Origin of the sequence: Fulvimarina fulva (assembly GCF_039652615.1) — a bacterium.
Classification (GTDB): Bacteria; Pseudomonadota; Alphaproteobacteria; order Rhizobiales; family Rhizobiaceae; genus Fulvimarina.
In genome coordinates, this window is record NZ_JBDJAC010000001.1 from 41,915 (window position 1) to 68,467 (window position 26,553).

At 62.9% G+C, this 26,553-nt stretch carries 24 protein-coding genes; 11 read left to right on the top strand and 13 right to left on the bottom strand.

Translation table 11 applies throughout. The annotated features are described in order from the left end of the window. Nucleotides 1-401: 401 nt before the first annotated feature. From trxA to rcdA, 4 genes are all read right to left on the bottom strand, one after another. A complete protein-coding gene (gene trxA / locus ABDX79_RS00175; protein ID WP_346218243.1) occupies nt 402-719 on the bottom strand; it encodes a thioredoxin in 318 nt (105 codons plus the stop codon). A 58-nt stretch (nt 720-777) separates the two neighbouring features. Further along, nucleotides 778-4,440: a double-strand break repair helicase AddA gene (gene addA / locus ABDX79_RS00180; protein WP_346218244.1), complete on the bottom strand. Its 3,663-nt coding sequence runs from the start codon at nt 4,438-4,440 to the stop codon at nt 778-780. Beyond that, on the bottom strand, nt 4,437-7,586 hold the full coding sequence (addB, locus tag ABDX79_RS00185; RefSeq protein ID WP_346218245.1) for a double-strand break repair protein AddB: 3,150 nt from the start codon (nt 7,584-7,586) through the stop codon (nt 4,437-4,439). The genes addA and addB overlap by 4 nt, the downstream gene beginning before the upstream one ends. Before the next feature lie 79 nt (nt 7,587-7,665). Then, entirely contained in the window at nt 7,666-8,196 is a 531-nt protein-coding gene (rcdA, locus tag ABDX79_RS00190) for a protease adaptor protein RcdA (RefSeq protein WP_346218246.1), read from the bottom strand. A 446-nt stretch (nt 8,197-8,642) separates the two neighbouring features. On the opposite strand from rcdA, the gene ABDX79_RS00195 reads away from it, so the two are divergent. The 11 genes from ABDX79_RS00195 (at nt 8,643) to ruvA (ending at nt 18,035) form a co-directional block, all read left to right on the top strand. After that, nucleotides 8,643-9,629: an NAD(P)H-quinone oxidoreductase gene (locus ABDX79_RS00195; protein WP_346218865.1), complete on the top strand. Its 987-nt coding sequence runs from the start codon at nt 8,643-8,645 to the stop codon at nt 9,627-9,629. A gap of 119 nt (nt 9,630-9,748) precedes the next feature. Then, nucleotides 9,749-10,780, top strand: a complete 1,032-nt coding sequence (locus ABDX79_RS00200) for a sodium:calcium antiporter (RefSeq protein WP_346218247.1) — start codon at nt 9,749-9,751, stop codon at nt 10,778-10,780. Between the two features lie 163 nt (nt 10,781-10,943). Beyond that, entirely contained in the window at nt 10,944-11,660 is a 717-nt protein-coding gene (locus tag ABDX79_RS00205; RefSeq protein WP_346218248.1) for a DUF1013 domain-containing protein, read from the top strand. A 126-nt stretch (nt 11,661-11,786) separates the two neighbouring features. Continuing rightward, on the top strand, nt 11,787-12,077 hold the full coding sequence (locus ABDX79_RS00210) for an HlyU family transcriptional regulator (protein WP_346218249.1): 291 nt from the start codon (nt 11,787-11,789) through the stop codon (nt 12,075-12,077). 176 nt (nt 12,078-12,253) lie between these two features. After that, on the top strand, nt 12,254-14,065 hold the full coding sequence (locus ABDX79_RS00215; protein ID WP_346218250.1) for a chloride channel protein: 1,812 nt from the start codon (nt 12,254-12,256) through the stop codon (nt 14,063-14,065). A gap of 36 nt (nt 14,066-14,101) precedes the next feature. Continuing rightward, the gene (gene aroQ, locus ABDX79_RS00220) at nt 14,102-14,539 is read left to right on the top strand and encodes a type II 3-dehydroquinate dehydratase (RefSeq protein WP_346218251.1); all 438 of its coding nucleotides are present in this window, start codon (nt 14,102-14,104) and stop codon (nt 14,537-14,539) included. Between the two features lie 96 nt (nt 14,540-14,635). Then, complete coding sequence (locus ABDX79_RS00225) at nt 14,636-16,057, top strand: FAD-binding oxidoreductase (RefSeq protein WP_346218866.1); 1,422 nt, start codon at nt 14,636-14,638, stop codon at nt 16,055-16,057. A 105-nt stretch (nt 16,058-16,162) separates the two neighbouring features. Next, on the top strand, nt 16,163-16,681 hold the full coding sequence (gene ruvC, locus ABDX79_RS00230) for a crossover junction endodeoxyribonuclease RuvC (protein WP_346218252.1): 519 nt from the start codon (nt 16,163-16,165) through the stop codon (nt 16,679-16,681). Nucleotides 16,682-16,760: 79 nt separating this feature from the next. Further along, on the top strand, nt 16,761-17,024 hold the full coding sequence (locus tag ABDX79_RS00235) for an AbrB/MazE/SpoVT family DNA-binding domain-containing protein (protein ID WP_346218253.1): 264 nt from the start codon (nt 16,761-16,763) through the stop codon (nt 17,022-17,024). Next, on the top strand, nt 17,008-17,418 hold the full coding sequence (locus ABDX79_RS00240) for a type II toxin-antitoxin system VapC family toxin (RefSeq protein ID WP_346218254.1): 411 nt from the start codon (nt 17,008-17,010) through the stop codon (nt 17,416-17,418). The genes ABDX79_RS00235 and ABDX79_RS00240 overlap by 17 nt, the downstream gene beginning before the upstream one ends. Then, on the top strand, nt 17,415-18,035 hold the full coding sequence (gene ruvA, locus ABDX79_RS00245; protein WP_346218255.1) for a Holliday junction branch migration protein RuvA: 621 nt from the start codon (nt 17,415-17,417) through the stop codon (nt 18,033-18,035). Before ABDX79_RS00240 ends, ruvA begins: the two co-directional genes overlap by 4 nt. Nucleotides 18,036-18,070: 35 nt before the next feature. Here ruvA and ABDX79_RS00250 read toward each other — a convergent pair whose 3' ends face one another. The 9 genes from ABDX79_RS00250 to ABDX79_RS00290 all read right to left on the bottom strand — a co-directional run bounded on the left by ABDX79_RS00250 (nt 18,071) and on the right by ABDX79_RS00290 (nt 26,471). Then, nucleotides 18,071-18,970 (bottom strand): hypothetical protein, encoded by a 900-nt coding sequence (locus tag ABDX79_RS00250; protein ID WP_346218256.1) that lies wholly within the window; start codon nt 18,968-18,970, stop codon nt 18,071-18,073. A 65-nt stretch (nt 18,971-19,035) separates the two neighbouring features. Next, entirely contained in the window at nt 19,036-19,908 is an 873-nt protein-coding gene (locus tag ABDX79_RS00255) for an ABC transporter permease (protein ID WP_346218257.1), read from the bottom strand. Further along, on the bottom strand, nt 19,905-20,702 hold the full coding sequence (locus ABDX79_RS00260) for an ABC transporter ATP-binding protein (protein ID WP_346218258.1): 798 nt from the start codon (nt 20,700-20,702) through the stop codon (nt 19,905-19,907). The genes ABDX79_RS00255 and ABDX79_RS00260 overlap by 4 nt, the downstream gene beginning before the upstream one ends. Before the next feature lie 71 nt (nt 20,703-20,773). Continuing rightward, on the bottom strand, nt 20,774-21,457 hold the full coding sequence (locus tag ABDX79_RS00265) for a hypothetical protein (protein ID WP_346218259.1): 684 nt from the start codon (nt 21,455-21,457) through the stop codon (nt 20,774-20,776). 53 nt (nt 21,458-21,510) lie between these two features. Beyond that, a complete protein-coding gene (locus tag ABDX79_RS00270; protein WP_346218260.1) occupies nt 21,511-22,488 on the bottom strand; it encodes a PQQ-dependent catabolism-associated beta-propeller protein in 978 nt (325 codons plus the stop codon). Between the two features lie 112 nt (nt 22,489-22,600). Continuing rightward, the gene (locus ABDX79_RS00275) at nt 22,601-22,873 is read right to left on the bottom strand and encodes a hypothetical protein (RefSeq protein WP_346218261.1); all 273 of its coding nucleotides are present in this window, start codon (nt 22,871-22,873) and stop codon (nt 22,601-22,603) included. A gap of 263 nt (nt 22,874-23,136) precedes the next feature. Further along, nucleotides 23,137-23,781 carry a response regulator transcription factor gene (locus tag ABDX79_RS00280; RefSeq protein WP_346218262.1) on the bottom strand — a complete coding sequence of 215 codons (645 nt, stop codon included), beginning with the start codon at nt 23,779-23,781 and terminating at the stop codon, nt 23,137-23,139. After that, nucleotides 23,778-25,142 (bottom strand): sensor histidine kinase, encoded by a 1,365-nt coding sequence (locus ABDX79_RS00285; RefSeq protein ID WP_346218263.1) that lies wholly within the window; start codon nt 25,140-25,142, stop codon nt 23,778-23,780. The genes ABDX79_RS00280 and ABDX79_RS00285 overlap by 4 nt, the downstream gene beginning before the upstream one ends. Before the next feature lie 51 nt (nt 25,143-25,193). Then, nucleotides 25,194-26,471 carry a hypothetical protein gene (locus ABDX79_RS00290; RefSeq protein ID WP_346218264.1) on the bottom strand — a complete coding sequence of 426 codons (1,278 nt, stop codon included), beginning with the start codon at nt 26,469-26,471 and terminating at the stop codon, nt 25,194-25,196. Nucleotides 26,472-26,553 lie beyond the last annotated feature (82 nt).

Here is a 26,553-nt window from a genome sequence, read left to right on the forward strand (position 1 = left end):
GGTAAGGCGAGCGATAATTTCTGAACATGATGCGGCACAGCACCGATGAGGACGGTGCAAGAAAGGGCACCATGTTGATGAGTTATCGAACTGCGGAAAACGCCGTACTTGCTGCCTCGGTCTTGGGATGGGCAGCCATTGTCTCTATCGCGTTGATGTCGACCTGACGCAGAAAAGCCCGGCTTTTTCAGCCGGGCTGCGTATCATACCGCCGGACGAATGAATTGATCCGTTGGGTCAATCCACGCCCGGCAAACGGCTCAAACGCCGCTTGGGCTGCCGACGACCCATGAAACCGATGGTTTCAAAGGTCCGCCGGTATCAGAGCAATTGTAGGCTCTAAACGTTTTCGAAATCCGCCGCAGGCACGCGGCAAAACGGATTTCAAATGTGGGAGCTGCTTACTTTGCGCTCTCGATCCAGGATGCGAGCTTCGACTTCGACTGCGCGCCCATGAGGGTATCGACGTGCTGGCCGTCCTTGAACATCATCAGCGTCGGGATCGAGCGGATACCGAACTGGACCGCAAGTTCCTGATTTTCGTCGATGTTCACTTTGGCGATTTCGACATTGCTGTTTTCTTCCGAAATCTCTTCGAGGCTCGGAGCGATCATCTTACAGGGACCGCACCACTCGGCCCAGAAGTCGACGACGACGGGCTTCGATGCACCCAGAACATCGCTCTGGAAGGTGTCTTTGGTTACGGTCTTCGTGGCCATGGGATCGGCTCCATTCGGTTCGCTGTTGGCAAACAGGTAGACGCTGGGTCACCCGGATTCAAGCCGTGGGCGTACCCTGATTTGGCTTCGATTGAGAACCATTTTCCGGAATTCCGAGCGCTGCCTCCATCACCGCCGTGTCAAGGGTGATGAAGTGCGGGCCTTCCGTGAAAAGCAGTGCCGCGCGCACGTCGCGCCCCGGATAGATCTGAAGGATGAGCGCCCGATAGATGGCGAGCTGACGAATATAGTCCTTCGGGACATCGGCGAGCGTTTGCGGCGGTGGCCGGTTTGTTTTGAAGTCGACGATCAGCACCTCGTTCTCGGTCACCGACAGCCGGTCGATCGTGCCGTTCACGGCATAATCCGTCCGGCCGATCCGGACCATGCCCGCGATCGCGACTTCCGCGCGGCTTCCTTCGGCAAAGACATGGGCAAAGGCTTCGTCGTCCATTAGCCGGTGAACGGATGCGAGGAGCCGTTCGCGATGGGCGTTGCCTGCTTCGGGGAGGGCACGTCTTGCATAGGCCTCGGCGATGGCTTTGCGTTCCTCGCGCGGGACCGTCGGCAGATGCTGGAGAAGGCGGTGGACGAGTAGACCGCGCTGAATGCCGAACGAAGGCGTCGCCGAGGCGCCGAGGACCGGCGAGACGTAAGCCGACGCTTCATCTCCTGAGATGTCGGGATCTCCCGACATGGCAGGCGCTTCGTCCGTATCGGGATCTGCCTCGTCCGCCTCGAAGGCAGCACCGGCCGAGGATGGCGTGAGCGGGCGAGGGGGCGGCACGTCTTCTTCAAGCTTCGACAGATCGAGGCGCCGCGCCGCAGGCTTATGGGGTTCGGACAGGACGTCGCCCACCGGCCCCGTCCGCCTGCTTCCGATGCGCCAGCACATGGTTTCGCCAGCCTCGTTCGTGATGTGCTGAGCGCGGGGCAACAGGGCCGCCTCGACGCGCTCGCGCCAAGCCTCTTCACTGGGGCCGCGTGTCCCCGACATGCCGCAGACGACGAGACGCTCGGCCGCACGTGTCATGCCCACATAAAGAAGGCGGCGATACTCCTCCTCAGCGCGCTGTTTCTCGGCTTCCCGCAACGCAGTGATTGCCGAACTCTCCACCTCTTTCGACGCGCGCCAGAGGAAGCCGGGCGCCTGATCGGCGATGAGACCGGGCATCTCCTCCCACCGCATCAGGCGGGACCCATGCGAGCCGTGAAACGGCGCGGACCCCGGATCGACCAGGAAGACGACGGGCGCTTCGAGACCCTTCGAGGCATGGGTCGTCATGATGCGCACCTCGCGGCGGCCGCCCTCCATCTCGCGCTTGATTTCGGGCGGCGAGGCTTCGAGGTCGCTGAGAAAGGCGTCCAGGCCCGAGACGCCAGCCGTATCCTCGGCAAGGGCGAGATCGAGAAAGGCGTCGATGACATCGCTCGTGTCGCGCCCGAGGCGGGCCATGAGCTTCGACCTTCCGCCTTCCGGGCCAAGAATGCGGGCATAGAAGGTGAAGACGGATTCAAAACCCGTCCGGTTTCGAAGGTCGTCGAGGCGGACGATCGCGTATCTCGCCTTTTCAAGAAGGCGCTCAGAGGCCTCGCCGTCAGGATACCAGTCGGGAATGCGTCCGGGACCATCCTCCCCGCCGAGCTTGCGCAATCCTGCCGAAAGATGCTCGCGCTCGCCACGGGACAACGCGAGCGCCATCAGTTCGTCGTCGGTGAATGCGAAGAGCGGGCTCTTGAGGAGCGCGGCAAGCGAAAGATCGTCCTCGAAATTCGTCGCGACCCGGCCAAGCGCCACGAGATCCTGAACGGCGATGTGCTCGGTAATGGTCAGCCGGTCGGCGCCGGCGACAGAGATATCGCGATCGCGCAGGGCCGCCGTCATGGCCGGGATGAAGCTCGTGCGCTTGCGCACCAGGATCATGACATCGCCCGCATCGAGCCGCCGCGTCGTTCCCTTTTCCACGACCGGATCGCCGATCCATTCCGCGATCTGATCCGCGATACGCTGGGCGAGCCGATAGGCGGGCGAGGATTTCGGCTCCTCGTCCATCGGATCGAGCCAGCTTTCCGGCTCGACGGCGCTCTCGGCCTGTATGGTCGGCCAGATCTCGACGAGGCCTTCACCGTCCTGCCGCGCGGAGGTGTGGACGGGTTTCTCTCCGCTCGTCGAAAGACCCTGCCGACTCTCGGGCGCTTCGAAGACCTGATCCACCGCGTTGAGGACGGTTTCGAGGGTGCGGAACGACTGGTTGAGCGAGACCGGCGCGAATTCGAGGCCCGCCGCATCGGCCTTCGCCTTCACCGTCCGGCGTTCGAGATCGAACATGTGGGGCGAGGCGCCCTGGAAGGAGTAGATCGACTGCTTCTCGTCGCCGACCGCGAAGACGGTTCGCGTGCGGTTGTGGGTGGAGCGGCCCACGAAGAACTCGTCGACGAGCTGGCGCATCACCTGCCACTGGCGCGGGCTCGTATCCTGCGCCTCGTCGATGAGAATGTGGTCGATGCCCTGATCGAGCTTGTAATGGACCCATGCCGCAGCTTCCGAGCGGGTGAGGAGGTCGGCGGTCCGGGCGATGAGATCGGTGAAATCGAGCCGGCCCCGGCGGCGCTTCAGGAGAGCGTAGTCGCGCTCCAGCGCATCGGCGATGACGAGGGCGGCCCGCGAGGCGCGGAACAGCCTCAAGGCGGCGAGGCGATCCTCGGCCGTCTCCACATAATCCTGAGCTTCGGCAACGCGTTCGGGCAGATCGGGAAATTCGCCGGTGACGGCTTTGGTCGCGACCGAGGCGCGGCGCGTACCGGCCTGGGTCATGACGATTTGCCTGAGGACGGTGAGCCGTTCGCTGGGATCGTTCGCGGCCTTCAGAGCGGGCAGCAAGTCGATGAGGCGTTGATCTGTCTTCTTGTCGCTTCGCTCGGCGAGATGGAGGGCGATATCGCAGGCGCTCGGGTCAAGGCCCGGAATGGGACCGAGGCCCGAGAGAATGGTCGCCTCGTCGGCAGCCGGATCGATGTCGAGGCCGGCGGCGAGAGCGGCAATCGCGCCGTTGAGGCCGCCCTGCTCATCGATATGGCGGCGGATATCGTCCCGCTTCTGGACGATCTCGCCGAGCAATCCGTCGAAACCGAATTCGCCGCCGATCGCGAGCGCCTCCGCGAAGGCCTCGCGCAATTCTCGTGCGGCGTCCCGCCCGGACGCCAGCGCGGCAGCCCCCGTGACGAGGCGGCGTCGCACCTCGCCCAGCATGAGGCGGCTTTCGGCATCGTCCAGAACCTCGAAATGGCCGGCGACATTGGCTTCGAGCGGAAACTGGTGGAGGATCGCCTCGCAGAAGGCGTGAATCGTCTGGATTTTCAACCCGCCCGGCGTCTCCAGCGCGCGCGCAAACAGCTGGCGCGCCTGATTGATGCGCTCTGGCTTGGGAGCGCGACCTTCGAGCTTCGCAATTTCGCCGGCAAGCGCGTCTTCGTCCATCACCGCCCAGGCGCCGAGGCGTGCAAAGACACGGTTCGACATCTCGGCAGCCGCCGCCTTGGTGAAGGTGAGGCACAGGATCTTCGACGGATCGAAGCCCGCGAGCAGGAGCCGCACCACGCGCTCGGTGAGGACATGGGTTTTGCCGGCACCGGCATTGGCGGAGACGAAAACCGAAAGGTTCGGATCGGCGGCAATCTTCTGCTGCTGCGCCGTGTAATCGCTGACGGCAAACGTACTCATTCGTCCGACGTCCCTTCGGTCGCACCGCCCGCGACGGCCCATTCGCGGGCCCGCGCCAGATGATCGTAGGGGCCCGTGAACTCACCGGCATAGGCGGGGCGGAAACGTGAGGTGAAGGGCGTGTCTGCCATCTGGTATTTCGCGGCGAGAGCTTCGAACTTCGTGATGGCTGCGATGGAAAGATCCATCGGATCGACGGGTTCGGCGGTTTTCGTCGCGGGTTTGGCGAGACCTTCCGGGTAGACCTCACGCTCGCGCAGCCGGACATAGGTGAGATCGTGAATGCGATCGGTATCCTTCACGGCTTCAAACCCGCCGCGCAGAGCCATGCCGCCTTCGAGCGGCATCTGCGGTGCAAGAAGCGCGCGGGCCTGCGCGACCGACGGCGCGGTGCCGGTCTTGAAGTCGATGATCTCGATCGAGCCGTCCTTCATGGTGTCGATCCGGTCGGCCTTGCCGACGAGTTCGATGTCGATGCCGGTGACCTTGATACCCCCAGAGATTTCGGCATTTCGGACGACGACCCCGGCGTTTCGGCCCCGCTCCCAGTCGAGATAGCCAGCCGCGATCGCCTCCATGCGCGGCCCCCAGAACGCTTCGATCTCTGCGGGCAGCTGCTCTTTGTCGAAGCGGGTGCGGGCGATCTCCAGCAGGTGATCGAGTGCGGTCTCTGCCATGGGATCGTGATGGTTCTGAACGAAGTCCGAGAGGATCGCGTGATAGAGCGAGCCGCGCTCGGCGGCATCGGGTGAGCGCATCAGCGGATCGAGCGGTTCGAGCTTGAGGATCTTCGCCGCGTGAATGGCGTAAGGGTCGCGGATGAGAGTCTCGACTTCGGTGACGGAATAGCGTTTCGGGCGCTTCTCGACCGGCGGTTTGGGTTTGGGGCGCGCGGCGGCCTCGCTGCGCCCGGCGTCTTCCAGCCGGCGCGCGGCCTCGACATAGATCGCGCCGCGAGCCTTGAGCGCGCGCGTCATCTCTTTGCCGGCGAGTGCGCTCATGCGCTGAACCCAGCGTGCGGCGATGGTGGGGGCGCCGCCCTCTTTGGTCGAGCGGGTGAGAATGACCCGCCTTGCGCCCATGGCCATCCAGAAGTCGTGGGCCGCAAGGCCAATGCGGCGCTCCGGCGGATCGAGCGCGATATCCCGGCGCATCATGCGCGAGAGGAAGGCTCCGTTTCGCGCACCGGCCGGCCAGGTGCCTTCGTTGAGACCGCCGAGTATAGCGGTGTCGACACTTTGAAGCCGGGCTTCGAGCGTGCCCCAGACGAAGGCTCTCGCCGAAAGACCGCCGCGCGGGCGCACCGTGATCCCTGCCATCAGGGCGTCGATCACGTCCTCCAGCTCGCTGGCAGGAAAGGCGAATCCCGTGCGCGGTGCCGAGACGAGGCCGGACAGAAACTCCTGGAAGGCGCGTCCCGGCTCTTTGGCATAAAGTTCGCGCGGTCGGCCCTTCTCGTCTGAGGCAAGGGCTTCGAGGACGCCGGCCAGCACCGTCGCGTAATCGGCGAGCTCGCGGGGCTGTTCGCCGCGTAGGGCAACCAGCGGGGCAATCGCGTCATGGAAGGATTGCGCGAATGTCTGGGCGAGTGCGCGGTCCTCGTCCGTCACGAGTTGCGCTGGCCGCGACAGACGCACCCGGTCCTCTTTCGGGATGTCGGGCGTTGCCGCGTCGTCGCCGGCTCGCGCGGAACCCAGAAGCCGCCGTTCGACGATCTCGGAGAGTTTCGCGGCATCGGCGAATTCGACCGATCCACGAAGGGCGATGAGCTCTATCGCGCGGGCCGCACGCCGGGCTTTGGCCGAGGTCATGCCGAGCCGGACCAGCGGATGCTTCAGGAGCGCCAGAAGCGGGATTGGGTCGCCCGGTGCGAAGGCGACTGACACGAGGGTCGAGGCGAGGGTGCCCGGCGCGGTCGTCGTGAGAGGCCGGCCGGCGGAATCGTTTGCGCGGATCCCGAAGCGTTCGAGCTCGATGACGACACGGCGGGCGAGATTGCGGTCCGGCGTGACGAGGGCGCAGGTGGCTTCGGGCTCGGAAAGGGCGTCGCGCATGGCGCAGGCGATGGCGAGCGCTTCCTCGCGTGGCTCGGCGGCCTCGATCAGCGAGACCTCGTCGAGCGCAGAGTTTCCATGCTCTTCCGCGCTCTCGCTCCAGTGTTCGGTTGTCTCCGCAGGTCGGAGCGCATCGGAGAGAAAGCGTTCGCGCGCAAGAAGGCGGTCGTCAGCGCTGAGCACGCCCACGCTGTCCCGGCCGATCACGAGGCCGTTCAGAATACGCTTCAGCCCGTATTGCGGATGGCCCGGCGAGGCGATGGCGAGGCTGCGATCGATCAGCGAGAACGCCTTGTCGTTCAGCGCATGATCAAGGCCGGGAAGAACGACCGCGCCTTTTTCCATATTCGCGATGACGCGCATCAAGGCGATCGTCTGCGGTGCGGTCGCCGTCGAACCGGCGAGAATCACGGGGCCGGCCGGGGGATGCTCGCGCAGCCGATCCGCCTCGTTCTTCAGCCATTCGTTCTTGGCGCGCGCTTCGCTGATGCGGCCATCCGCCTCAAGCTGATCGGGCCAGTGCTTTGTGACGATGGAGAGGAAGGTGAGGGTCAGTCGCCACCACTCCGTCAGCTCTTCCGGCGCGAGATCGCCGAGCTGCGAAAATGAAACGCCCTCGGTCTCGATCTCATCGAGAAGCGAACCGAGGTCGGCGGCGAGATAGAGGGCATCGGCGGCCGAGGCGGGCAAGGCCACATCCTCCGATCCAAAGAGCGCCTTCAGTTCCGCCTCGCGTGTCATGGAGCGCCAGCGGCGCACGAGACGGGCGAGTTCCAGACGGCGCTCGAGTTCGCCCATCACCGGCTTTAGCGCCATCGCCGGGTCAGCGCCCGGCATGAGCTCGGCCTCATCACCTTCGCCGATCGGACGGATCTGCGGCAGGATCGCGGCCTTGTCGCCAAGGCGTGCCTGAAACGCGAAGGCAAGGGATCGGGCGGCGCGCCGCGTCGGCACATAGATCAGGACATCGGCAAGGGAAAGCGGATCGCCGTCATACCGATAGCCGACATCCAGACTGCCATCGAGCAGGCTGCCGGCGAGCGTCGGAAGAAACGGAGAGCGAAGCGGAATCGAGAAGAGGTTGGCGCGCATGACAGAGACGGTAGGGGCTCGCTCCCGGTTTGGGAAGGCGTGCCGCCCACGCATCAGGCCTTTGTTTTGGCGCGGGAAACTACCGGTGGAAGACGGTCTTCAAAAGGTTGAGCTGTTCGCCGACGGGATTGCCCACGGGCCGGTCGTCTAAGGTTCGCGAAACGCCGTAAAGCTCGCGGTCGAGAATGGCGATGCGGCGCTCCAGCAGCGTGGCACGCATGACGAGATCGCGAAACTGATCCGGAAGATAGGCGAAATTGGCGTCGTCGGAGGTCTCGGCATCGCCGTTGAGACGGACCTTCTGCTTTTCCGACTCGACCTGCGCGCGGGTCATGTCGCCCTCGTTGAGGGCGCGCTGGAGAAGAAGCCATGAGGCCATCTGCATGAGGCGCGTCGTCAACCGCATGGATTCGGCGGCATAAAGCGTAGACACCGGCTTCGGCAGAGCCTTGGAGGCCGAACGACCATCGCCGTCGAGATAGCTGGCCGTCTCGTCCACAAGCGCCATGCCCTCGTCGAACATGGGCTGGAACGCGCGGCTATTGGCCTTGTGTTCGGCGAGGCGCACCGGCGCCGCAGCGTTCGTGCTGTCGTTCGTGCTATGGCTCATAAAATCGAAAAGTGCTCCACCCGCCTGGCATCGTCAATCATAAGCCGGCTCTGATTACCGCCTGCGAAGATGCCGGGTTAACGGCCCAAACGCAATAATCGGTGGTTAAGAACGGTTAACAGGTTGAACGTGCTTGTGGATGAATAGCATGCGCCGACGGTAAGTTACAGGGCCGGCCTGCGCGAGAAAGGAAACTCGGGCGAAAAAAAAGAGCCGTTGAAAACGGCTCTCAGGAGTTTCAACAGGGAGGCGTCAAACGAGGCGCTCGCAGAGAGCCTCATCTATCCGGCACCCGCTCGAATGAACCGGTTCCGAACTATCTTGATTAAACACTGTAAACCTTGATCGAGAATTAACGGGCAGCCTCCCCATCATCGATTTCTTCACTAAGTGCCGCCCGCAGTGGAAAATCGCGGAAGGACCAGGACGTGGCTGAAGCAAACGACATGCGGATTATCGGGCTGAAGGGGTTTGGCGGCCCGGAGGTGCTCGTCCCCGAGACGCGCCCGAAACCTCAGCCCCGCGCTGGAGAAATCGGCATCGCGGTGGCGGCCGCCGGCGTCAACCGGCCGGATGCGATGCAGCGCAAGGGTGTCTATCCGCCGCCGGAAGGCGCGCCGGAATGGCCGGGGCTGGAAGTCGCCGGCACCGTCGATGCGCTGGGCGAGGGCGCCTCGCGTTTCGAGATCGGCGACCGTGTGATGGCGCTCGTTCCCGGCGGCGGCTATGCCGAGGCGGTGACGGTCCACGAGACGAACGCCATCCATGTGCCGGAAAGCATGAGCTTCGAACAAGCTGCGGCCGTGCCCGAAACCTACTTCACCGTGTGGAGCAATGTCTTCATGCGGGCCGGGCTGACAAAGGGCGAGGTGTTTCTCGTCCATGGCGGCACGAGCGGCATCGGGACTACCGCGATTCAGCTTGCGAAGCACTTCGGTGCCCGCGTCTTTGCAACAGCCGGAAGCGCGGAAAAATGCGCGGCAGCGGAAAAGCTCGGTGCCGAACACTGCTTCAACTACAAGGACACTGACTTCGTCGAAGCCCTGAAGGCGGCGACCGACGGTCATGGCGCCGACGTCATTCTCGATATGGTGGGCGGCGATTATGCGAACCGAAATCTCGAATGCGCCGCGGTAGAAGGCCGGATCGTGCAGATCGCCTTCCTCAAGGGTCCGAAGGCGGAGATCGATCTCAGCCGGATCATGGTGAAGCGTCTCGTCTTCACCGGATCGACGCTTCGGGCGCGGCCCGTCGAGTTCAAGGCCGAGATTGCCCGCGATCTCGAACGGCTCGTCGTGCCGCTTCTGGCCAGCGGCAAAGTGGGGCCGGTCATGGAGAAGACTTATCCGATGGAGGATGCAGCAGAGGCGCACCGGCATCTCGATGAAGATCACATCGGCAAGATCGTGCTGAGGACCGGCAAAACCGGCTGAACAATCGCTTGCTCCGGTGGCGGCTTTTGCAGGATTTGCAGAGGCCCCAGACCGAATTCGAGCCGTGCAAAGCCATCTGACGCCGCGAGGCGGCACCTGTCATCGATGAAGGTTTATCAATGTTCGACTTTGCAAGCTTGGGGCTGACGGCGAACATCGTCCTATTCATCCTCTCGGCCGCCGCGATCGCGTTCGCCGGCGTGAAGCTCTCGACGATCGCGGACGAACTGGCCGATCGCACGGGCATGGGGGAGGTGGTTGCCGGCGCTCTCTTCGTCGGCGTCTCGACCTCGCTGCCGGGCGCGATCACCTCGGTCTCGACGGCCTACCAGGGCTTTCCGGAACTTGCGATCGGCAATGCGCTGGGCGGGCTGACGGCGCAGACGCTGTTCATCGCGGTCGCCGATCTCTTCTACCGCCGCGCCAATCTCGAGCATGCCGCGGCAACACCTGTCGCGCTGGCGCAGGGCATTCTTCTCAATGCGCTTCTGTGCATGGCGCTGATCGGCTCGGTGACGACCGGCATCAGCGTATTCGGCGTCCATCCGATCTCGGTGCTCCTGCCGATCACCTATATCGGCGGTCTCATTCTTTTGCGGCAGGTCCGCGCCGAGGACATGTGGTTCGCCAAGCAGACGGACGAGACGCGTGAGGAGGAATCCGATGCGTCCGAAAGCGACGAGGACCGGCCAGACAGGACGCTCTGGCTGCTTTTCCTCCTCTATGCCGGGATCACAGCTTTAGCGGGCTATGCGATCGGCGAGGTGTCGATCGCCCTCGTTGGGCTGACCGGCGTTTCGCAGACCGTGTTCGGTACGACGTTCACGGCCATCGCCAATTCCCTGCCGGAACTGGTGACGGCGATCGCCGCGGTGCGGATCGGTGCGGTCGGGCTTGCTGTCGGCGACATCATCGGCGGAAACGCTTTCGAAGTGCTGTTCCTGTCGGCGGCCGATTTCGTCTCCGAGGAATCGATCTACAAATCGGCGACGGACGACGACCAGGCGACGGCGCTCTTCGCCATGCTGATGGTGACGTTGATCCTGCTCGGCATGATGAAGCGGGAAAAGCGGGGCTTCCTCAATATCGGCTTTGAGTCCACCGGCGTGTTCCTTCTCTATGGCCTGTCGGTGCTGATCCTGGTGATCTGAGCTGCGAAACTCGGGGTGCCTGCTAACATATGTTTCAATTTTGACGGGTCGGTCTTGTTGCGGCGAGGCTTTCGAAGCCTTATAAGACACACCGATTTCCCGGACATCGTGGTGATACCCACAGCCCGCCCCTCCGGAGCGGCGCAAGAGAAGGATTGTATTCGTGGCCCAGCAACTTTTGATGCCGAAAGCGACCGCCGTCTGGCTCGTCGACAACACGTCTTTGTCCTTCGACCAGATCGCCGATTTCTGTTCCATGCATCCGCTCGAGATCAAGGCCATCGCCGATGGCGAAGCCGCAACGGGGATCAAGGGGCTCGATCCGATCCTCAACGGTCAGCTGACGCGCGATGACATCGAGCAGGCGGAAAAGAACGGCAAGCTGAAACTGAAGCTCGCCCCGCCGAAGGTTCGCGTGCCGGAAGCCAAGCGCAAGGCGCCGCGTTATACGCCGGTCTCCAAGCGCCAGGACCGGCCGAACGCCATCCTCTGGCTGGTGCGCAACCATTCCGAGCTTGAAAACGCCGCGATCTCGCGTCTCGTCGGCACGACGAAGAACACGATCGAAGCGATCCGCGAGCGCACCCACTGGAATTCGGCCAATCTCGTGCCGATGGACCCCGTGACCCTCGGCCTCTGCACCCAGATCGACCTCGATCTCGAAGTCGAGAAAGCGATGCGCGGTCTGCCGCCGAAGCCCGAAGATCTGGCCGAGGAAGAGCGTCTGCTCTCCGCCTCCCAGACGGAAAACTGGGTCTCGGCCGGTGCCGGCACGAGCAAGGCCGACAGCGACGACGAGGAACTGGACGCGGCCGCGGTCTTCGCCAAACTCTCCTCCATGAAGAGCAAGAGCGAAGACGAGGACAGCGACGACCGCTGATCTGCGTTTCACCTGACGTTCCAGAACGGGCGGAATGACCAAGGCGTCGCTTTGAGGCGGCGCCTTTTTGTTTGTCAGGCGATTTTCCGTTTTGCCGAGAGCCGGCGTCCACCCTAAATCGGCTGCATGGCATCTTTTCTGAAACGCCTTTTCGGCGGTGGTTCCAAATCCGAAAGCGCAGCCGAGCTGCGCGGCGAGCCCGAAGACTACAAGGGCTTCACGATCACGCCCGCCCCGATGGCCGAGGGCGAGCAGTTTCGTCTTTCCGCGATCATCGAAAAGGACATCGGCGGCGAGACGAAATCCCATCGTCTCATCCGCGCCGATCTCTTCCCGTCCCGCACCGACGCCGAGAGCGCGGCTCTCGCCAAGGCGCGCCGTGTGGTGGACGAGCAGGGCGAGGCGTTGTTTGGGTGAGTCGTCGGCCGTCTTAAATGAAGTAGCCGGTTCAAAGTAACGATAATGCGATTGCTGTGCGCTTAACAGTGCGGCTCGCATCGTTCGGAATCCTGGTTTGCGTGACGGCGGAGAGCGGTCTAAGACGGCGGCAAGGTCATTTTCCTCACCGCCCAACCCAGTTCCGAGTTTCTTTCATGTCCGCCGTCGAACCCGTCCCATCGTCCGAAGCGCAAGCCGGCGGGGAGGGAGTCGAGCCGGCTCCCGAGCGGGAGGTGCGGATCTGGACGCTGCTCGTCCTGGCGCTGATCGTCGGGGTCGTCGCCGGGCTCGGGGCGATCGTCTTCAAATATCTGATCGCGGTGATCGGTAATTTTGCGTTCTACGGCGTCTTTTCGTTCGAGCTCGAACCGCTGGAATATGGGCCGCCCAGCGTCTGGGGCGCTGGCATCATTCTCGTTCCGGTGCTCGGCGGGCTGATCGTCGTCTGGCTGGTTCGGAACTTCGCGCCGGAGGCAAAGGGGCACGGTGTGCCCGAGGTCATGTTTGCGATCTACCACAAGCGCGGCAATGTGCGCGGCGTGGTCGCGCTGGTGAAGTCGCTCGCCTCGGCGATCTCGATCGGCACCGGGGCTTCCGTGGGCCGCGAGGGACCGATCATCCAGATCGGGTCCTCGTTCGGATCGACCTTCGCGCGGCGGCTGAACCTCGTTCGGCCGCAGAAGATCACACTGCTTTCGGCGGGCGCGGGTGCCGGTATCGCTGCGACCTTCAACACGCCGCTTGGCGGCGTGCTCTTTGCCTCCGAAGTTTTGCTGCCGGAAGTCTCCACCCGAACCTTCCTGCCCGTCGTCGTCGCAACGGCCACGAGCACTTATGTCTATCGCCTCGCAATGGGCGTGGAATCGGCCTTCTTGGTGCCGATCAGCGGTTTGCCGACGCAGGCCGTCAACGGCTGGGAACTGGTGCTGGCTGCATTCCTTGGCGTCGTCATAGGCCTCGCCGCCTGGGCCTTCGTGAAGGTCCTCGCCTGGTCCGAGGACGTGTTCGAGCAGTCGAAGATGAACCCCTATCTCCAGAACATGCTTGGCATGACGTTCGTCGGCCTGTCGGGTTATGCCTTCTATCTCGGCACGGGCCATTACCACGTGATGGGCGTCGGCTATGCGACCATCCAGGACATCATCTCCGGCGGCATCCTGTCGGTCGGGCTTCTGCTTCTGCTCTTTGCGGGCAAGCTCTTCGCCACCTGCGTGTCGCTTGGTTCGGGTGCGTCGGGCGGTGTCTTCTCACCCTCGCTCTTCATGGGCGCGACGGTCGGCGGGGCGATCGGGCTGCTCGGCAACATGGTGATCCCGGAAAGCGGGCTGACCGTGGAGACCTTCGCGATCATCGGAATGGGTGCGATGGTGGGAGGCGCGACCAGCGCCGCGATGACCGCGATCGTCATGATCTTCGAGATGACGCGCGATTACGAGATCATTCTTCCGCTGGTGCTTGCGGTGGCGATCGCCATCGGCACTCGGAGGGCGCTCATCACGTCCGACATCTACACGATCAAGTTGCGCTCGCGCGGCCGGCCGATCCCGACCGACCGGACGACCAACATGTTCCTCGTCCAGCGGGCGAGCGAGGTGATGGCGACGAATGTGACAGTGCTGCAGCAGAGCATGCTGGTCGCCGATGCGCTGAAGGAGATCGAGGTCGACAAGACCCGCGTGATCGTTGCCGATGGCCAGCGCATTGTGGGCTTCGTGCGCTTTGGTACCGTTCCCTACAGGCCGGACCGGTTCGCCAACCAGACGCTCGCCGACATTACCCAGCTCGACTACGTGATCGTTTCGGCGCGGGACAACCTCAATTCCGTCATCACCCGCATGAATCGCCGGACACGCTCTACCGCCATCGTCATCGGACATACGGCAGGCATTCCGCGCGCCGACGATATTCGCGGGATCATCGCCCGCGAGGAGATCGCGCAGGCCGTCGTGCAGAACCACTACGGCTGATGCTCGCCTCCGTCCCCGCAAAACAGAGGAAGCGCCATGGCCGAGATCATGATCCTCAACGGGCCGAACCTCAACCTGCTGGGCAAACGCCAGCCGGAGATCTACGGCACCGAGACGCTCGCCGATGTGAAGCGCGATTGCGAGGCCCTGGCGGGCGAAGCGGGGCATAGCATCCGCTTCCACCAGTCGAACCGGGAATACGAGATCATCGACTGGATTCACGAAGCGCGCGAGACATCGGCCGCGATCGTCATCAATCCGGCTGCCTTCACCCACACCTCGGTCGCGATCCTGGATGCGCTGAACGCATTCGAGGGGCTTGTCTTCGAGGTGCATATCTCGAACGTCCACAAGCGCGAGGCTTTCCGGCACCATTCCTTCGTCTCGGGCAGGGCCAACGGCGTGATCGCGGGCTTCGGCGTCGAGGGCTATCAGGCAGCGGTGCGCCGCGTGTGTACGCTTCTTTCTCTATGAAGCCATAGGGCATCACGCGCTTACCCTCGTGAAGACATTGCATTGCAGGGATACGAGCCCCAAACTCCTTTCAGCAATTTCGTGGGAGAACATATGATGGCGCTGGCGGACATCCTGGCCGAGGACAGGCCCAGACGGCCGGGGACGGAGGCAGCGCTTGCCGAGCTATCCGAAACCTTCGGCGACCAGCTCGCGACCGGCGAGGACGTGCGCCGGGCTCATAGCCACACGACGACCTATATTCCGAACCAGCTGCCCGATGCGGTGCTGTTCGCGAGAAGCGAGTCCGAGGTTCAGGCGCTTGTGAAGATCGCGGCCCGGCACGGCATGCCGATCGTGCCTTTCGGTGTCGGCTCGTCCCTTGAGGGGCACGTAAACGCGCCCTTCGGCGGCGTGTCGCTCGATCTGTCCGGCATGGACAGCGTGCTTTCGGTCAATGCCGAGGACCTCGACTGCACCGTCGAGCCGGGCGTCACCCGCGAGGCGCTGAACGAGCACCTGCGCGACACAGGTCTCTTCTTTCCGATCGACCCCGGCGCCAACGCCTCGCTCGGCGGCATGGCCGCAACACGCGCCTCCGGCACGAACGCGGTGCGTTATGGGACGATGCGAGACAATGTGGTGGCGCTCCATGCCGTAATGGCCGACGGAACGGTTATCCGCACCGCGCGCCGGGCGAAGAAGACCTCTGCCGGCTACGACCTGACACGGCTCCTTGTCGGCTCGGAAGGCACTCTCGGCGTCATTACCCGGCTCAACCTGAAGCTCTACGGAATTCCCGAGCAGATCCTGTCCGGCATCTGCCCGTTTGAAGACGTGACCAATGCGGTGAATGCGGTGATCCAGACCGTGCAGATGGGCCTTCCGATCGCGCGGATCGAGCTTCTCGACGGGCTGTCGATTAAGGCGACGAATGCCTACTCGAAGATGGACCTGCCCGAGACACCGCATCTCTTCGTCGAGTTTCACGGAAGCCCGGCCTCGGTCGCCGAGCAGGCCGAAACCTTCGCGGCTATCGTCGAGGACAACGGCGGCGGGAAGCTGAAGTCGGCGAGCCGGGCCGAGGAGCGATCGCGGCTATGGAAGGCGCGGCACGACTTCTACTGGGCTTCCCTGGGGCTGAGGCCGGGCGCAAAGGCGGTTGCGACGGATGTGTGCGTGCCCGTATCTCGGCTTGCCGACTGTATCGACGAGACGCGGGCAGATGCGGAATCGGCCGGGCTCATAGCGCCGATCGTCGGCCATGTGGGCGACGGCAATTTCCACGTGTCCCTCTTGATCGATACGGCCGTCGCGGCTGAAGTGGCGAACGCGGAAGGCTTCATGAAGCGGCTTGCGGAACGGGCGCTCGATATGGACGGCACCTGCACGGGCGAACACGGCATCGGCCAGGGCAAGCGTGGCTATCTCAACGCCGAGCTCGGCGATGCGGTCGATGTGATGCGTGCCATCAAGACCGCGCTCGACCCGCTCAACATCATGAACCCAGGCAAGATCTTCTCGATGGACGCCGAATAGGCGAACAGCCGCGCCCTGCGGAAATCTCGAATTGTTTCATCTTTGTTCACGATTCGGATGCCATTCCTCCACTGGTGTGATAACCAAATGGGGAACGCGTCCATCATGTTGCAGGAGATACCCATTCGCATCATCGGCATCGATCCGGGATTGAGGCGCACGGGCTGGGGCATCGTGGAGACGCAGGGCAATTCCCTGCGCTTCGTTGCGAGCGGAACGGTCACCTCCGATGCCAAATGCGATCTTGCCTCGCGTCTCAAGCAACTTCATGACGGCTTGAGCGAGATCGTTCATGCCTACCGGCCTGACGAGGCGGCGGTCGAGCAGACCTTCGTCAACAAGGACGCGGTGGCGACCCTGAAGCTCGGACAGGCGCGGGGCATCGCCCTTCTTGTGCCATCGCTGGCCGGAATTCCGGTTGCCGAATATGCGCCCAACGCTGTGAAGAAGGCCGTCATCGGCGTCGGGCACGGCGACAAGAAGCAGATCCACATGATGGTCAACGTGCTGATGCCGAAGGCGACTTTCGACACGGATGATGCGGCCGACGCGATTGCGATTGCGATCTGCCACACCCATCACCGCCAATCGGCGCAATCTCGACTGGCGATGGCCGGGCGCTGAGGTGCGTCGTTCGCGTTCTTGACTTGTTCTCGTTTCTTGGGTAGGTATTACCGAGACGGTATTACCGGAGCCGGACCCGATGCGCGTGACTGAAAAGGGGCAGGTAACAATCCCCAAGCCGATCCGGGACAAGCTCGGAATCGGGCCGGGCAGCGAGGTGGACTTCGTTCAGAGCGGGGACGACGTCTATCTCGTCAACGCCAAACAGGGTTTCGATGAACGGGTCGAGGCTATGCGTCGGCATTTCAGCCAATTTCAAGGTCAGAATTTGTTCAACGGCATGGATGGCAAGACTTATGTCGACTGGCTGAGGGGGCCTCGAGACGATGTCGACCCTGATTGATACGAATATCTGGATCGATCTTACTGAACCCAGCCCGCGATTCGACGCATCCGCGAAATCCATTGTGCTGGCGCTTGGGGAAGGGCCGGTGATTCTGAGCGCCGTCGTGTGGGCTGAATTGACTGCCGGCCTTGGTCCCGACATCGACATAGAGGCTATCTACTCCGTGTTTGCATATCGCCGTGAAGCGTTTCCCTTTGCTGCCGCTTATCCCGCCGGTCAGGCTCACCGCCTTTATCGCCAGCGCGGTGGCCGGCGCGATCGAACGCTGCCGGACTTTCTGATCGGCGCCCACGCGCTTGTCGGCGGGCACCGGCTGCTGACGCGCGATCCCGTGCGGTATCGCAGCTATTTTCCGGATCTCGAAATCATGACGCCGGAAGGCACGGTATGATCGGCAAGCTCAAGGGGACGGTCGAAGAGATCGGCGAGGATCACGTGGTCGTCGACGTCCATGGGGTCGGATATGTGGCCTTCTGTGGAGCGCGGACGCTTTCAAGCCTGACAGGCGTCGGCGAGGCGGTCGTGCTCTTTATCGAGACCATCGTGCGCGAGGACATGATCCGGCTTTACGGGTTCGCCTCAGCGTCCGAGAGGGACTGGTTTCGCCTGCTTCAGACCGTTCAGGGTGTCGGCTCGAAGGTGGCGCTTGCGGTAATTGGCACCCTCGCGCCGGGCGACCTTGCCAATGCCGTCGCGCTTCAGGACAAGGCGATGGTCGCGCGCACGCCAGGCGTCGGTCCCAAGGTCGCCCAGCGGATCGTTGCCGAACTGAAGGACCGCGCACCGGCCTTTTCGGGGGCGGGATCGGAGGAGAGCTTCGGGCTGAAGCGCGACATCGGCGGCGGCACAGCCTCTGCGCCGGTAGCGGATGCGGTCTCGGCGCTCACCAATCTTGGCTATCCGCGCGATCAGGCCGCGACTGCCGTCGCGACCGCGATCAAGGAAGCGGGCGAGGGCGCCGACAGCGCCAAACTCATCCGTCTCGGTTTGAAGGCGCTGAGCCGGTAGGCTTTGCCTGCCGGCTTCGTTCCCGGCCGCCGGTTTCAGCCGAGATTACGGCTCAACTCGCGTCCGAGCGAAAACGCACGCTGTTCGATCAGGATCGGCACTTCACAGACATAGGTGAGTGACTTGCGTCGATCATCGAAGATGCGCGTGTCCCATTGCATTTCTTCGCGGATATCGGCAAAGGCCGTGGCGTCGCCTTCCCGGCGAATCTCCGCCATCCGCCGTGATTTCTCGCGGAGGGTTTCGGCGAGCTGCTTCTGGCGCGAGCCGTAGCGCAGGATGCCGTTCATCACCTGGCCGCGCTCGGCATTCAGGCGGTCGAGCATATCGGTGAACAGTGCAGCGGCAACCTTCTTGCGATCGGCTTCAGGCATTGTGTCGATATAATCGCGCACCAGCTTCCGGGCTTCCTCGCCGGAGATGCGCCGGGCAATCGCGCGGTCCACGATGGCGCGCATTTCGGGCGTCCGTTCCACGTCGTTTCCAAGGGAAAGATCGGGTCCGGCCCACATCTGCGCGGGCTGGATCGTCTCGACCTGTCGCTGGACGCAGGGCCAATCGGTGGTTCCGGTTTCCGGTGCCGTGGCGAAGGCCATCGGATTGGCGGCTGTGCGTCCTTCGCCGACGACGGTCGGCGTCGCTGGGGCGAGCGTGCCGCCTTGGGACGTCGCGGCGGCGCTACCACTATCGGGAGAAGCTGGATCTCCGTCTTTGCTGGTTCCGCTCTGGTTTTCCGTGCCGGGCACGGTTCCGTCGGGATTGGCGTCGGGCGCGTTCGTCGGTGCCGGACCCGGCAGCACGAACCCTTCAGGGATTGCGCGCGGCTGGCTCTCGTCGCGCTGGGCAAAGGCCGGCTGGACCAGTGCGAGGCAAAGCCCCGCCGCCATGAAGGTGGCTGAGCGCGTCAGCCTCAGCGAAATGGTCTTGATCGTCATCGAATGAGCCTCCCAAATTCGTATGGTTTCTCTGCGTTGCCGGGCTTCAAACAGCCCGGTTTCGATCAACCCTGCTTCTTGCGCGCGATGGTGCCGCGCGCCGGGTCGTAGGCGATGATCGCTGCACCGAGGAAGAACACGGTGCAGCCCGTCACGATGAGAAACGCTTGCAGATTGAACTGTTGATAAAGGGCGAAGCGCACGAGCTCCACCGCATGGGTGAACGGGTTGAACAGGCAGATCGTGTAGAGAAGCGGGCTCGATTCCTGAACGCGCCACAAGGGATAGAGCGCCGAGGAGGCGAAATACATCGGGAAGATCACGAAGTTCATGACGCCCGCGAAGTTCTCCAGCTGCTGGACGAGCGAGGAGAGGAGCATGCCGAGCGAGCCGAGCATCAACCCCGTCAGGATGAGGGCCGGCAGGACGTAGACGTAGCCGATCCAGTTCGGGCGGACCTCCCAGAACCAGGCGATCGCTAGGAAGACGTAAACCTGCAGGATGCCGACCGCGACGCCCGCAGCGAGCTTCGAGACGAGCAGGAACCAACGGGGCAGGGGCGAGACAAGAAGCGTCTTCATGGTCCCCGTCTCCCGGTCGTAGACCATGGAAAGCGAGGACTGCATACCGTTGAAGAGAAGGATCATGCCGATCAGGCCCGGCGTGATGTAGACCTCATAGAGGATGTAGGTCTGGTAAGGCGGGACGATCGAGACGCCGAGCACCTGCCGGAAACCTGCGGCGAAGATGAAGAGCCAGAGAAGCGGGCGCACCAGAGCGGACACGAAGCGCTCGCGCTGGTGCAGGAAGCGCAGGGCCTCGCGCCAGATGATGCCGCCGGCGCAGATGGCATAGGCCCGTGCGGAAAAACCTGTCGCTTCTTCCCCGTAGGACGGCGAGCCAGTGGCGGAACTCTCGGTTGAGACGGCCTCGCTCATGCCAGAATCTCCATCTGCCTGGACTGATCTTGCCCTGCAAGGCCGGTCAACCGTGTGAAGGCGTCGTGGATCGATTCCGCGTTCTCGGCTTCGGTCACGTCCTCGACCGAGCCTTCGGCGAGAACCGTTCCGCGATGGAGGACGACAACCCGGTCCGATGCGTCGATCTCGTCGATCAGATGGGTCGCCCAGAGGACGGAGACGTTCTCCTCTTCCACAAGCCGGCGAACCTCAGAGACGATTTCGGCGCGAGATTTGATATCGAGACCGGTGGTCGGTTCGTCGAGCAGGATGAGGCGAGGGCGATGGATGAAGGCGCGAACGATCTCGATGCGCCGAAGCTGCCCTCCGGATAGGCTGCGCGCCTTCTCGCCGAGCCGTTCGGAGAGTTCGGAATTTTTCAGGATTTCGCCGATGCGGTCTTCTGCGGCCTTGCGGCCGATACCGTGCAGCGCGGCGTGATACACGAGGTTCTGCCTGATCGAGAGGTCGAGATCGAGCGTGCGCGCCTGAAAGACGACGCCGAGCCGGCGGAGGGCTTCCGTCGACTGGCCGCGCAAGGGAAAGCCGAGAATGCTGATCTCGCCTTGCCGCGTGTTGAAGAGGCGCGTGATCAGCGAGAAGAGGGTCGACTTGCCTGCGCCGTTCGGGCCGAGCAGTGCGGTAAACGAGCCTTGCGGCACGGAAAACGAGACATCGTCCAGCGCCTTTCGTGAGCCGTAGGAATGGCTGACGCCGTCCACCTTCAGGGCGAGCGGCGCTGATGTCGTCGAAACGTCAGCCGTATTGGCCACGCGATATGCCTCCCAATGCTGGCACGGCGCGAAAAGCGCGCCGTCCCGATGTTCAATGCGTCGACAAAGGCTTACGGGACGACCGTGATCGTGCCTTTCATGTCGTGCTCTTCGTCCGCGAGCCCTTCCACATACCATTCATAGCGGCCGGGGCGAATGGTCTGGAACTGAACCGTGATCGGCCCCTGGGTATCGAATTCCAGCCATGCGGGCGAACCGTCCATGTGGATCTCGCGATCCTCGATGACGATCTGGTTGTTCCAGACGTTCCGGAAGAAGTCCGGCGCGTGCCACTTATACTCGACGCCGCCCTCGGACACGATGTCCCAGCGATAGGGTTGGCCGGCGCGCAGCACGAAGTCCTTGGCACTGACCGCGTAAGGCTCACCGTCCTCGCCGATGACGAGGGGCGTGATGATCTGGGAAGACAGGGAAACCGGCGGAAGGCCGATCTGGTCGCCGTTGAGGGCTGCTGCCGGCATCATCTCCGAGCCCGGCGCCATATTGAGCTCGCTTGCGGGCGGGACCATGTCACCGGATGCGACGTCGTCATCATCGTCGTCATCGTCCATATCAGCGGATGCGCCTGATGTCTCATCGTCGTCATCCGCGTTTGAGGATGCGGCTGCATCGCTCGAAGCGCTCGATTCCGACATGCTTTCCGATGAACCGGACGTGTTGTCCTGGGCATGGGCCGCCGGTGCGAGGATGAGGCTCGATGCCATGAGGGCGAGCCAGAGTTTGGTGTTCAGCATGTTTCCTCCAGTCTGCTGTATTCAGGTCTTGCGAGGTGATGGCCCTTTCGAGCCTATTCGACATCGGCGACGGCAACGCCCCAGGGCTGCTGGCCGACCTGCACCGATTTGATGACCTCGTCCTCGGAGACGTCGACAATGGAGATGTCGTTGGAGATGCCGTTCGTCGTGAAGAGGTATTCGGCGTCCGGCGAGAAGGCGAGCTGCCAGACGCGCTGGCCGACGAGGAGATAGTCCAGCACCTCATAGGTGTTGGCATCGACGACCGCGACACGGTTGGCGGGGCCAAGCGCGACATAGGCCTTGGTGTCGTCCGGCGTAATCCGCACGCCGACCGGCTGGATTGCCTCGGAGCGAATGCCCTGGATCTCGAAGGTTATCTTTTTCTTGATCTGCTTGGTCTCGGCATCGATGACCGAAACGGTGCCGCCAATCTCGGCCGAGACCCAGATTTCCGACCCATCCGACTTGTATTGTGCAAAGCGCGGGCGGGAATCGACAAGCACATTCGCCGTGATCTGCTGAGAATCCCTGTCGATGAAATGGGCCATGTTCGTCGTTTCCGAGGTGTTGACGATCGTCTGGCCATCCGGGGAAATGCCCATTCCCTCCGGTTCGACGCCCACTGGAATTTCGATCACGCGGGACCCGGTTTCCAGATTGATCACCGTCACCAGATTGTCGTCCTCGTTGGCCGCATAAAGCCGCGTTCCGTCGGGCGAGACGACCAGAAGTTCGGGATCGGGACCGGACGGCAGGGTGCGGATGAACTCGTAGGTGTCGGTCGAGAATTCCTTGATGATGTCGTCGTCGGACGTGCAGACATAGAGGCTCTTGCCGTCCGGGCTCACCGCGATGCCGCGGGGTCTCTGACCGACATCGAAGGTGTCGACCACCTCGAAGTTCTCCGAATCGAGAACCGTGATGTCGTTGCCCTTCTCATTCGACACGAAGATCTTGTAGGCGAAAGCGGGCGTGCCGGCGAGCATCAACGCTCCGGCGATTGCACTGGAAACCAAAAGGTTTTTCATCGGTCCTCCCTTGGGGTCGGAACGCCGAGGCGTTCCGATAGTCACTTCAAAGTCCGGAAAGGCTGCTGCGATCGAGGCAAAGCTGAGCCGCAGCCGGTTTTGCGGGCTCTTCTTATTCGTCGATCGACATGACCGTGATCTGATAATCGCCGTTCAACTTGATGTCGTATTGGCCAATTTCACAGGTCGCATCGTCGACTTCGAAGAGATTGTCGCTCTCTTTCTCCACAGCCGTTGCTTCGCAGCCGATCTTGGACAGCGTTTCGTTCACCATCTGAACTTCTTCGTCGGATGCCATTTCCTCAACGGTGTCGTCGCTGTCCTGGGCAAATGCGACGGTCGAGGCGGCGGCGAAGGCGGAGGCAAGCACGAGGCGTTTGATCATCGTCGATCCTTCCTGTTCAATCTCGGTTTGTGGTGAGGGTGTCACCGACAATCGTCGAGGCCCGCAGCTTGAGAGAAGCATCAAGAATCAAAGCGGTCCGATGCTTCGCCTGCGGGCGAAACGTGTCACCACCGCTTCACTGCACCTTGGGAGACGCGGCAAAGCGGCGGTGACTGTTTGCAGGATGTGGCGGCCGCAAGGTTGCGACAACGGGATTACTTCCCGTGTTCTTCAACGGGGTGCGGTGCTGCCTGACTTTCCGGTTACGAATCGGCCTTCTGTGCAGCCACAAGCATTCGCCCACCCCGGGTTTCGAGGGCAAAGCGCACGAGGTCGGCCGTCCGATCGAGTCCGAGCTTTTCCTTCAGCTTGGTCGCGGTGTTGGCGGCCGTCTTGTAGGCGATGCCGAGTCCGTCCGCGATCTCCGACAGGCTGTTGCCCTCGCCAAGCATCTGGAGGATCTGCAATTCGCGCCGGGTAAGGGTTTCGAGGCCTGCATTCTGCGGCTGCTCGCTCATGAGCGCCGCCGTCTCCGTGTCCGTATAGGTTTTGCCCTCAAGCGCCTGCTCGATCGCGACGAGGAGTTCGTCGGAGGATGCGCTCTTGGCCACATAACCCAACGCGCCCTCGCGCCGTGCCGATGCGGCATAGGCGATATCGGAATACATCGAGAAGACGACGATCCTCGCCGTCGGGGTGTCCGCTTTCAGCCGTCGCAGGACTTCGAGGCCACTTCCGTTCTTGAGATTGATGTCGAGAACGGTCACGTCCGGCCGCAGCCGGCGAAACTCCGTCAGCGCCTCCGCCGGTGTTTCCGCTTCCCCGAATTCGACGACGCCGAGCGTATCGACCAGACGCTTGACGCCGTCCCGAACGACCGTGTGGTCGTCGACGATGAGTATCTTCACGTCTCGTGCCCCATCCCGTTTCCTCCTGATGCAGCCGAATCTTCCTGTCGCGAGAGAGGTATGCTTCCTTTGACGCGAACGCCAGCGGGAAGAAGCACTTCGCCGACTTCAAGAGAGCCGCCTGCCGTCTCAAGGCGCTCGCGCATGCCGATGATCCCGAAGCCGTTTTTCTGTCTCCCCTCGGGAAAGCCGCCGCCGTCGTCGCGAACGGTGAAGGTGAGCGCGTTCTCCGTCTTTCTCAGTTTGACCGCGATGCGCGTTGGCAGCCCGTGTTTGAGGGCGTTGTGAACCGCTTCACGGATCGCCCTGAACATCGTCGTTTCGACAGGGGCCGGATAGGTGTCATCCTCCGCCTCCAGCTTAAACGTCACGTTCGGATGCCTTTCACCAAGTGTCGCAAGGTGGTCTTCGAGCGCCGCCTTCAGGCCAAGACCGGGCATGACGCCCGGCCTCAGTTCGGTGAGGATGCGCCGCACGGCCTTGCGGGCCTCGGCCGCGCTGGTCTTGATGGCCTGCGCGCGCTCCGCCGTTCCGTCCTTCTCGTCCTTCGGGAGCTTGCGCGCGATCGCGCCGGCCTCGACATCGATGGCGAAAAGAAGCGGGCCGACATCGTCGTGAAGATCGCGCGCCAGTGCCGCCCGCTCCTCGTCCTGCAGACGCTGAAGCTGTTCGGACAATCGCCGGTTTGCGATCGAGGCTTCGTCGAGGCGGATGGCCATCCGATTAAGGCCTTTGGCGAGGTCACGCAGTTCCGGTGGGCCCTTGGGCACGATCTGCACGGCGGTCTCTCCGGCCCCGATCCGCTCATGGGCTCTCTGAATGGCGCCGATCGACTTGAGTGAGGCATCGACCACCAGCCAGATCGCCGCAAAGGTGATGAGGACGAAGGCGACCAGGATCATCACGACATTGACCGCATCGCTCCAGGTCTCGGCGATTTCGTTGCGTGGATCGATGGAGACGACGACCGCGACGACCGGCGCCGCAAGCCCGCTGAGTGGGATAATCCGGGTCGGCTGTGGCGGGGCGAGCAGCGTGACGAACCAGTGCGGCAGTCCGCGATAGACCTCTGCCGGCTGGGAGGTCGCGCGCACTTCGCCGCGCGCATCGATGAGCATCATCCGCACGTCGCGATCGCCGTTATGGGAGCGGATGAAACCCTGGAGCTTGCCCTGCACATCGCGCGTGGCGGGGAGTTCGGCGATGAGTTGCGCCACGCGGTTCTCCGCGCTCGTCTCGGCAGCTTTCAGTTCGGAAGCGATCGAGTCCCGCGCCTGTTCATAGGCGAGGACCGCACCAATCGAGATGATGGCGACGAACGCGATGGCAAAGGTCAGGGCGAGGCGGGCTTTGAGTGACACGAATGATGTGTTGCCTCGTTATCCGCCCGGAGGCAACACGGTGAGCTTCTTCTAGTTCTTCGGGCAGCGGCGGAATTCGGAAAGGCGGGGCGAGGTCAAAGCCTGCGCCGGATCGCTCGACCAGTCCGTGCGCCGAAGGGTATCGCCGCTGTGTTCGAAGACGAACCAGCCGAACCACGACATGCCCTCGCCAGAGCAGAGCCCCTCGACCATCGACGTCGTCTCGCCGACGGATCCCTTGTCGAACGTACAGGCGCTTTCGTAGGCCGAATAGGCGACATTCGCGCCATCGGGGCCTTCGGAAAACGCGATGGGACCGAGATCGCAGCCCAGTTCGCTGTTCTCGTGCACGGATCCGAAACGGGAGCCGAACAGTGGAGCGAAATAGGCCTGAACGTCTTGCGGAAGTGGCTCTTCCCTTGGATAGCCCCAAGCTGGCAGGATGGTGTCCAGCGCCTCGTTCAGCGTCGAAAATTCCCGTTCCTCGCTGCAGACGTCGGAAGGACAGGTTAGGGACCAGTCCTCTCGAACCCCGGAAAGCACGTCTTGCGGCATCATCGCGGCCGTCGCGCGCCAGACGCCGAGTTGAGCGCCTTCCGCGATGAGACCGGCGACGAGGCCCTGCGGAAGGGAGCCGTCGAAATCCCCGTTACTTTGGGAATTCATCAGCCGGTTCAGATCGTTGATGTACTCCTTTCGCAGATAGGGCCGATACCACTGAACGTCGGTGACATCCTGAAGGCCGTCCGGTTCGAGCTTGTGGATGCGTGTCGGCGCCAAAGAGGCGGCGTAGCTGTCGAAGAAATAGAGAAAGCGCTGATCGACCGTGATGATCTCCCTCGTGCCGTCCCCGTCAATGTCTTCGAAAAGGGCGCCGCCGCCGTCGTAGTCGCCGAAGTCCAGCTTCTCGATCTCGCCGCCCCGTTCGCGAAAGAACACGATCGACGTGCAGCAATGTGCACCGCCGGAATAATAGGTGAGGAAAAGCGTCTGCCCATCGGACGTGAGTGGCTGGAGACCGATCTCGCCGCGCGGGTTGTATTCGCCATCGAAGAGGTCGAACAGTTGTGATGGCCCGCCCTCGCGGGAGATGTCGGCGACGCTTCGGGACGTCTCGTTGGTTCCCATCTTGCGCAGCGTTACGCGCCAGTCGTCGCCCTCGAAGGTCTTGCCGAAACTGCTTTCGTCCCAGGCCATCGTGCCGTCATAGGGCAGATAGGTCGTTTCGTCGGCATCCTGAGCCTGCGCGTCTATCGCGGAAAGCACGCCTGTCGTCGCCAGCGTCCCGGCGGCTATCAGGCGCGCGGCGACTGTTCTGAGTTTCTTCATCCCTCGCGCACTCCCCGGCCACGTCGATATCCACGACGTTAGCATGGATCTGGCGGACCGAAAGCGTGCTCGTAAGTCAGAC

What these genes read in the sequence shown, in the direction of transcription:
- trxA (WP_346218243.1), bottom strand. Translation starts at nt 719, where the DNA reads ATGGCCACGAAGACCGTAACCAAAGACACCTTCCAGAGCGATGTTCTG.
- addA (WP_346218244.1), bottom strand. Translation starts at nt 4,440, where the DNA reads ATGAGTACGTTTGCCGTCAGCGATTACACGGCGCAGCAGCAGAAGATT.
- addB (WP_346218245.1), bottom strand. Translation starts at nt 7,586, where the DNA reads ATGCGCGCCAACCTCTTCTCGATTCCGCTTCGCTCTCCGTTTCTTCCG.
- rcdA (WP_346218246.1), bottom strand. Translation starts at nt 8,196, where the DNA reads ATGAGCCATAGCACGAACGACAGCACGAACGCTGCGGCGCCGGTGCGC.
- ABDX79_RS00195 (WP_346218865.1), top strand. Translation starts at nt 8,643, where the DNA reads ATGCGGATTATCGGGCTGAAGGGGTTTGGCGGCCCGGAGGTGCTCGTC.
- ABDX79_RS00200 (WP_346218247.1), top strand. Translation starts at nt 9,749, where the DNA reads ATGTTCGACTTTGCAAGCTTGGGGCTGACGGCGAACATCGTCCTATTC.
- ABDX79_RS00210 (WP_346218249.1), top strand. Translation starts at nt 11,787, where the DNA reads ATGGCATCTTTTCTGAAACGCCTTTTCGGCGGTGGTTCCAAATCCGAA.
- ABDX79_RS00215 (WP_346218250.1), top strand. Translation starts at nt 12,254, where the DNA reads ATGTCCGCCGTCGAACCCGTCCCATCGTCCGAAGCGCAAGCCGGCGGG.
- aroQ (WP_346218251.1), top strand. Translation starts at nt 14,102, where the DNA reads ATGGCCGAGATCATGATCCTCAACGGGCCGAACCTCAACCTGCTGGGC.
- ABDX79_RS00225 (WP_346218866.1), top strand. Translation starts at nt 14,636, where the DNA reads ATGGCGCTGGCGGACATCCTGGCCGAGGACAGGCCCAGACGGCCGGGG.
- ruvC (WP_346218252.1), top strand. Translation starts at nt 16,163, where the DNA reads ATGTTGCAGGAGATACCCATTCGCATCATCGGCATCGATCCGGGATTG.
- ABDX79_RS00235 (WP_346218253.1), top strand. Translation starts at nt 16,761, where the DNA reads ATGCGCGTGACTGAAAAGGGGCAGGTAACAATCCCCAAGCCGATCCGG.
- ABDX79_RS00240 (WP_346218254.1), top strand. Translation starts at nt 17,008, where the DNA reads ATGTCGACCCTGATTGATACGAATATCTGGATCGATCTTACTGAACCC.
- ruvA (WP_346218255.1), top strand. Translation starts at nt 17,415, where the DNA reads ATGATCGGCAAGCTCAAGGGGACGGTCGAAGAGATCGGCGAGGATCAC.
- ABDX79_RS00250 (WP_346218256.1), bottom strand. Translation starts at nt 18,970, where the DNA reads ATGACGATCAAGACCATTTCGCTGAGGCTGACGCGCTCAGCCACCTTC.
- ABDX79_RS00255 (WP_346218257.1), bottom strand. Translation starts at nt 19,908, where the DNA reads ATGAGCGAGGCCGTCTCAACCGAGAGTTCCGCCACTGGCTCGCCGTCC.
- ABDX79_RS00265 (WP_346218259.1), bottom strand. Translation starts at nt 21,457, where the DNA reads ATGCTGAACACCAAACTCTGGCTCGCCCTCATGGCATCGAGCCTCATC.
- ABDX79_RS00270 (WP_346218260.1), bottom strand. Translation starts at nt 22,488, where the DNA reads ATGAAAAACCTTTTGGTTTCCAGTGCAATCGCCGGAGCGTTGATGCTC.
- ABDX79_RS00275 (WP_346218261.1), bottom strand. Translation starts at nt 22,873, where the DNA reads ATGATCAAACGCCTCGTGCTTGCCTCCGCCTTCGCCGCCGCCTCGACC.
- ABDX79_RS00290 (WP_346218264.1), bottom strand. Translation starts at nt 26,471, where the DNA reads ATGAAGAAACTCAGAACAGTCGCCGCGCGCCTGATAGCCGCCGGGACG.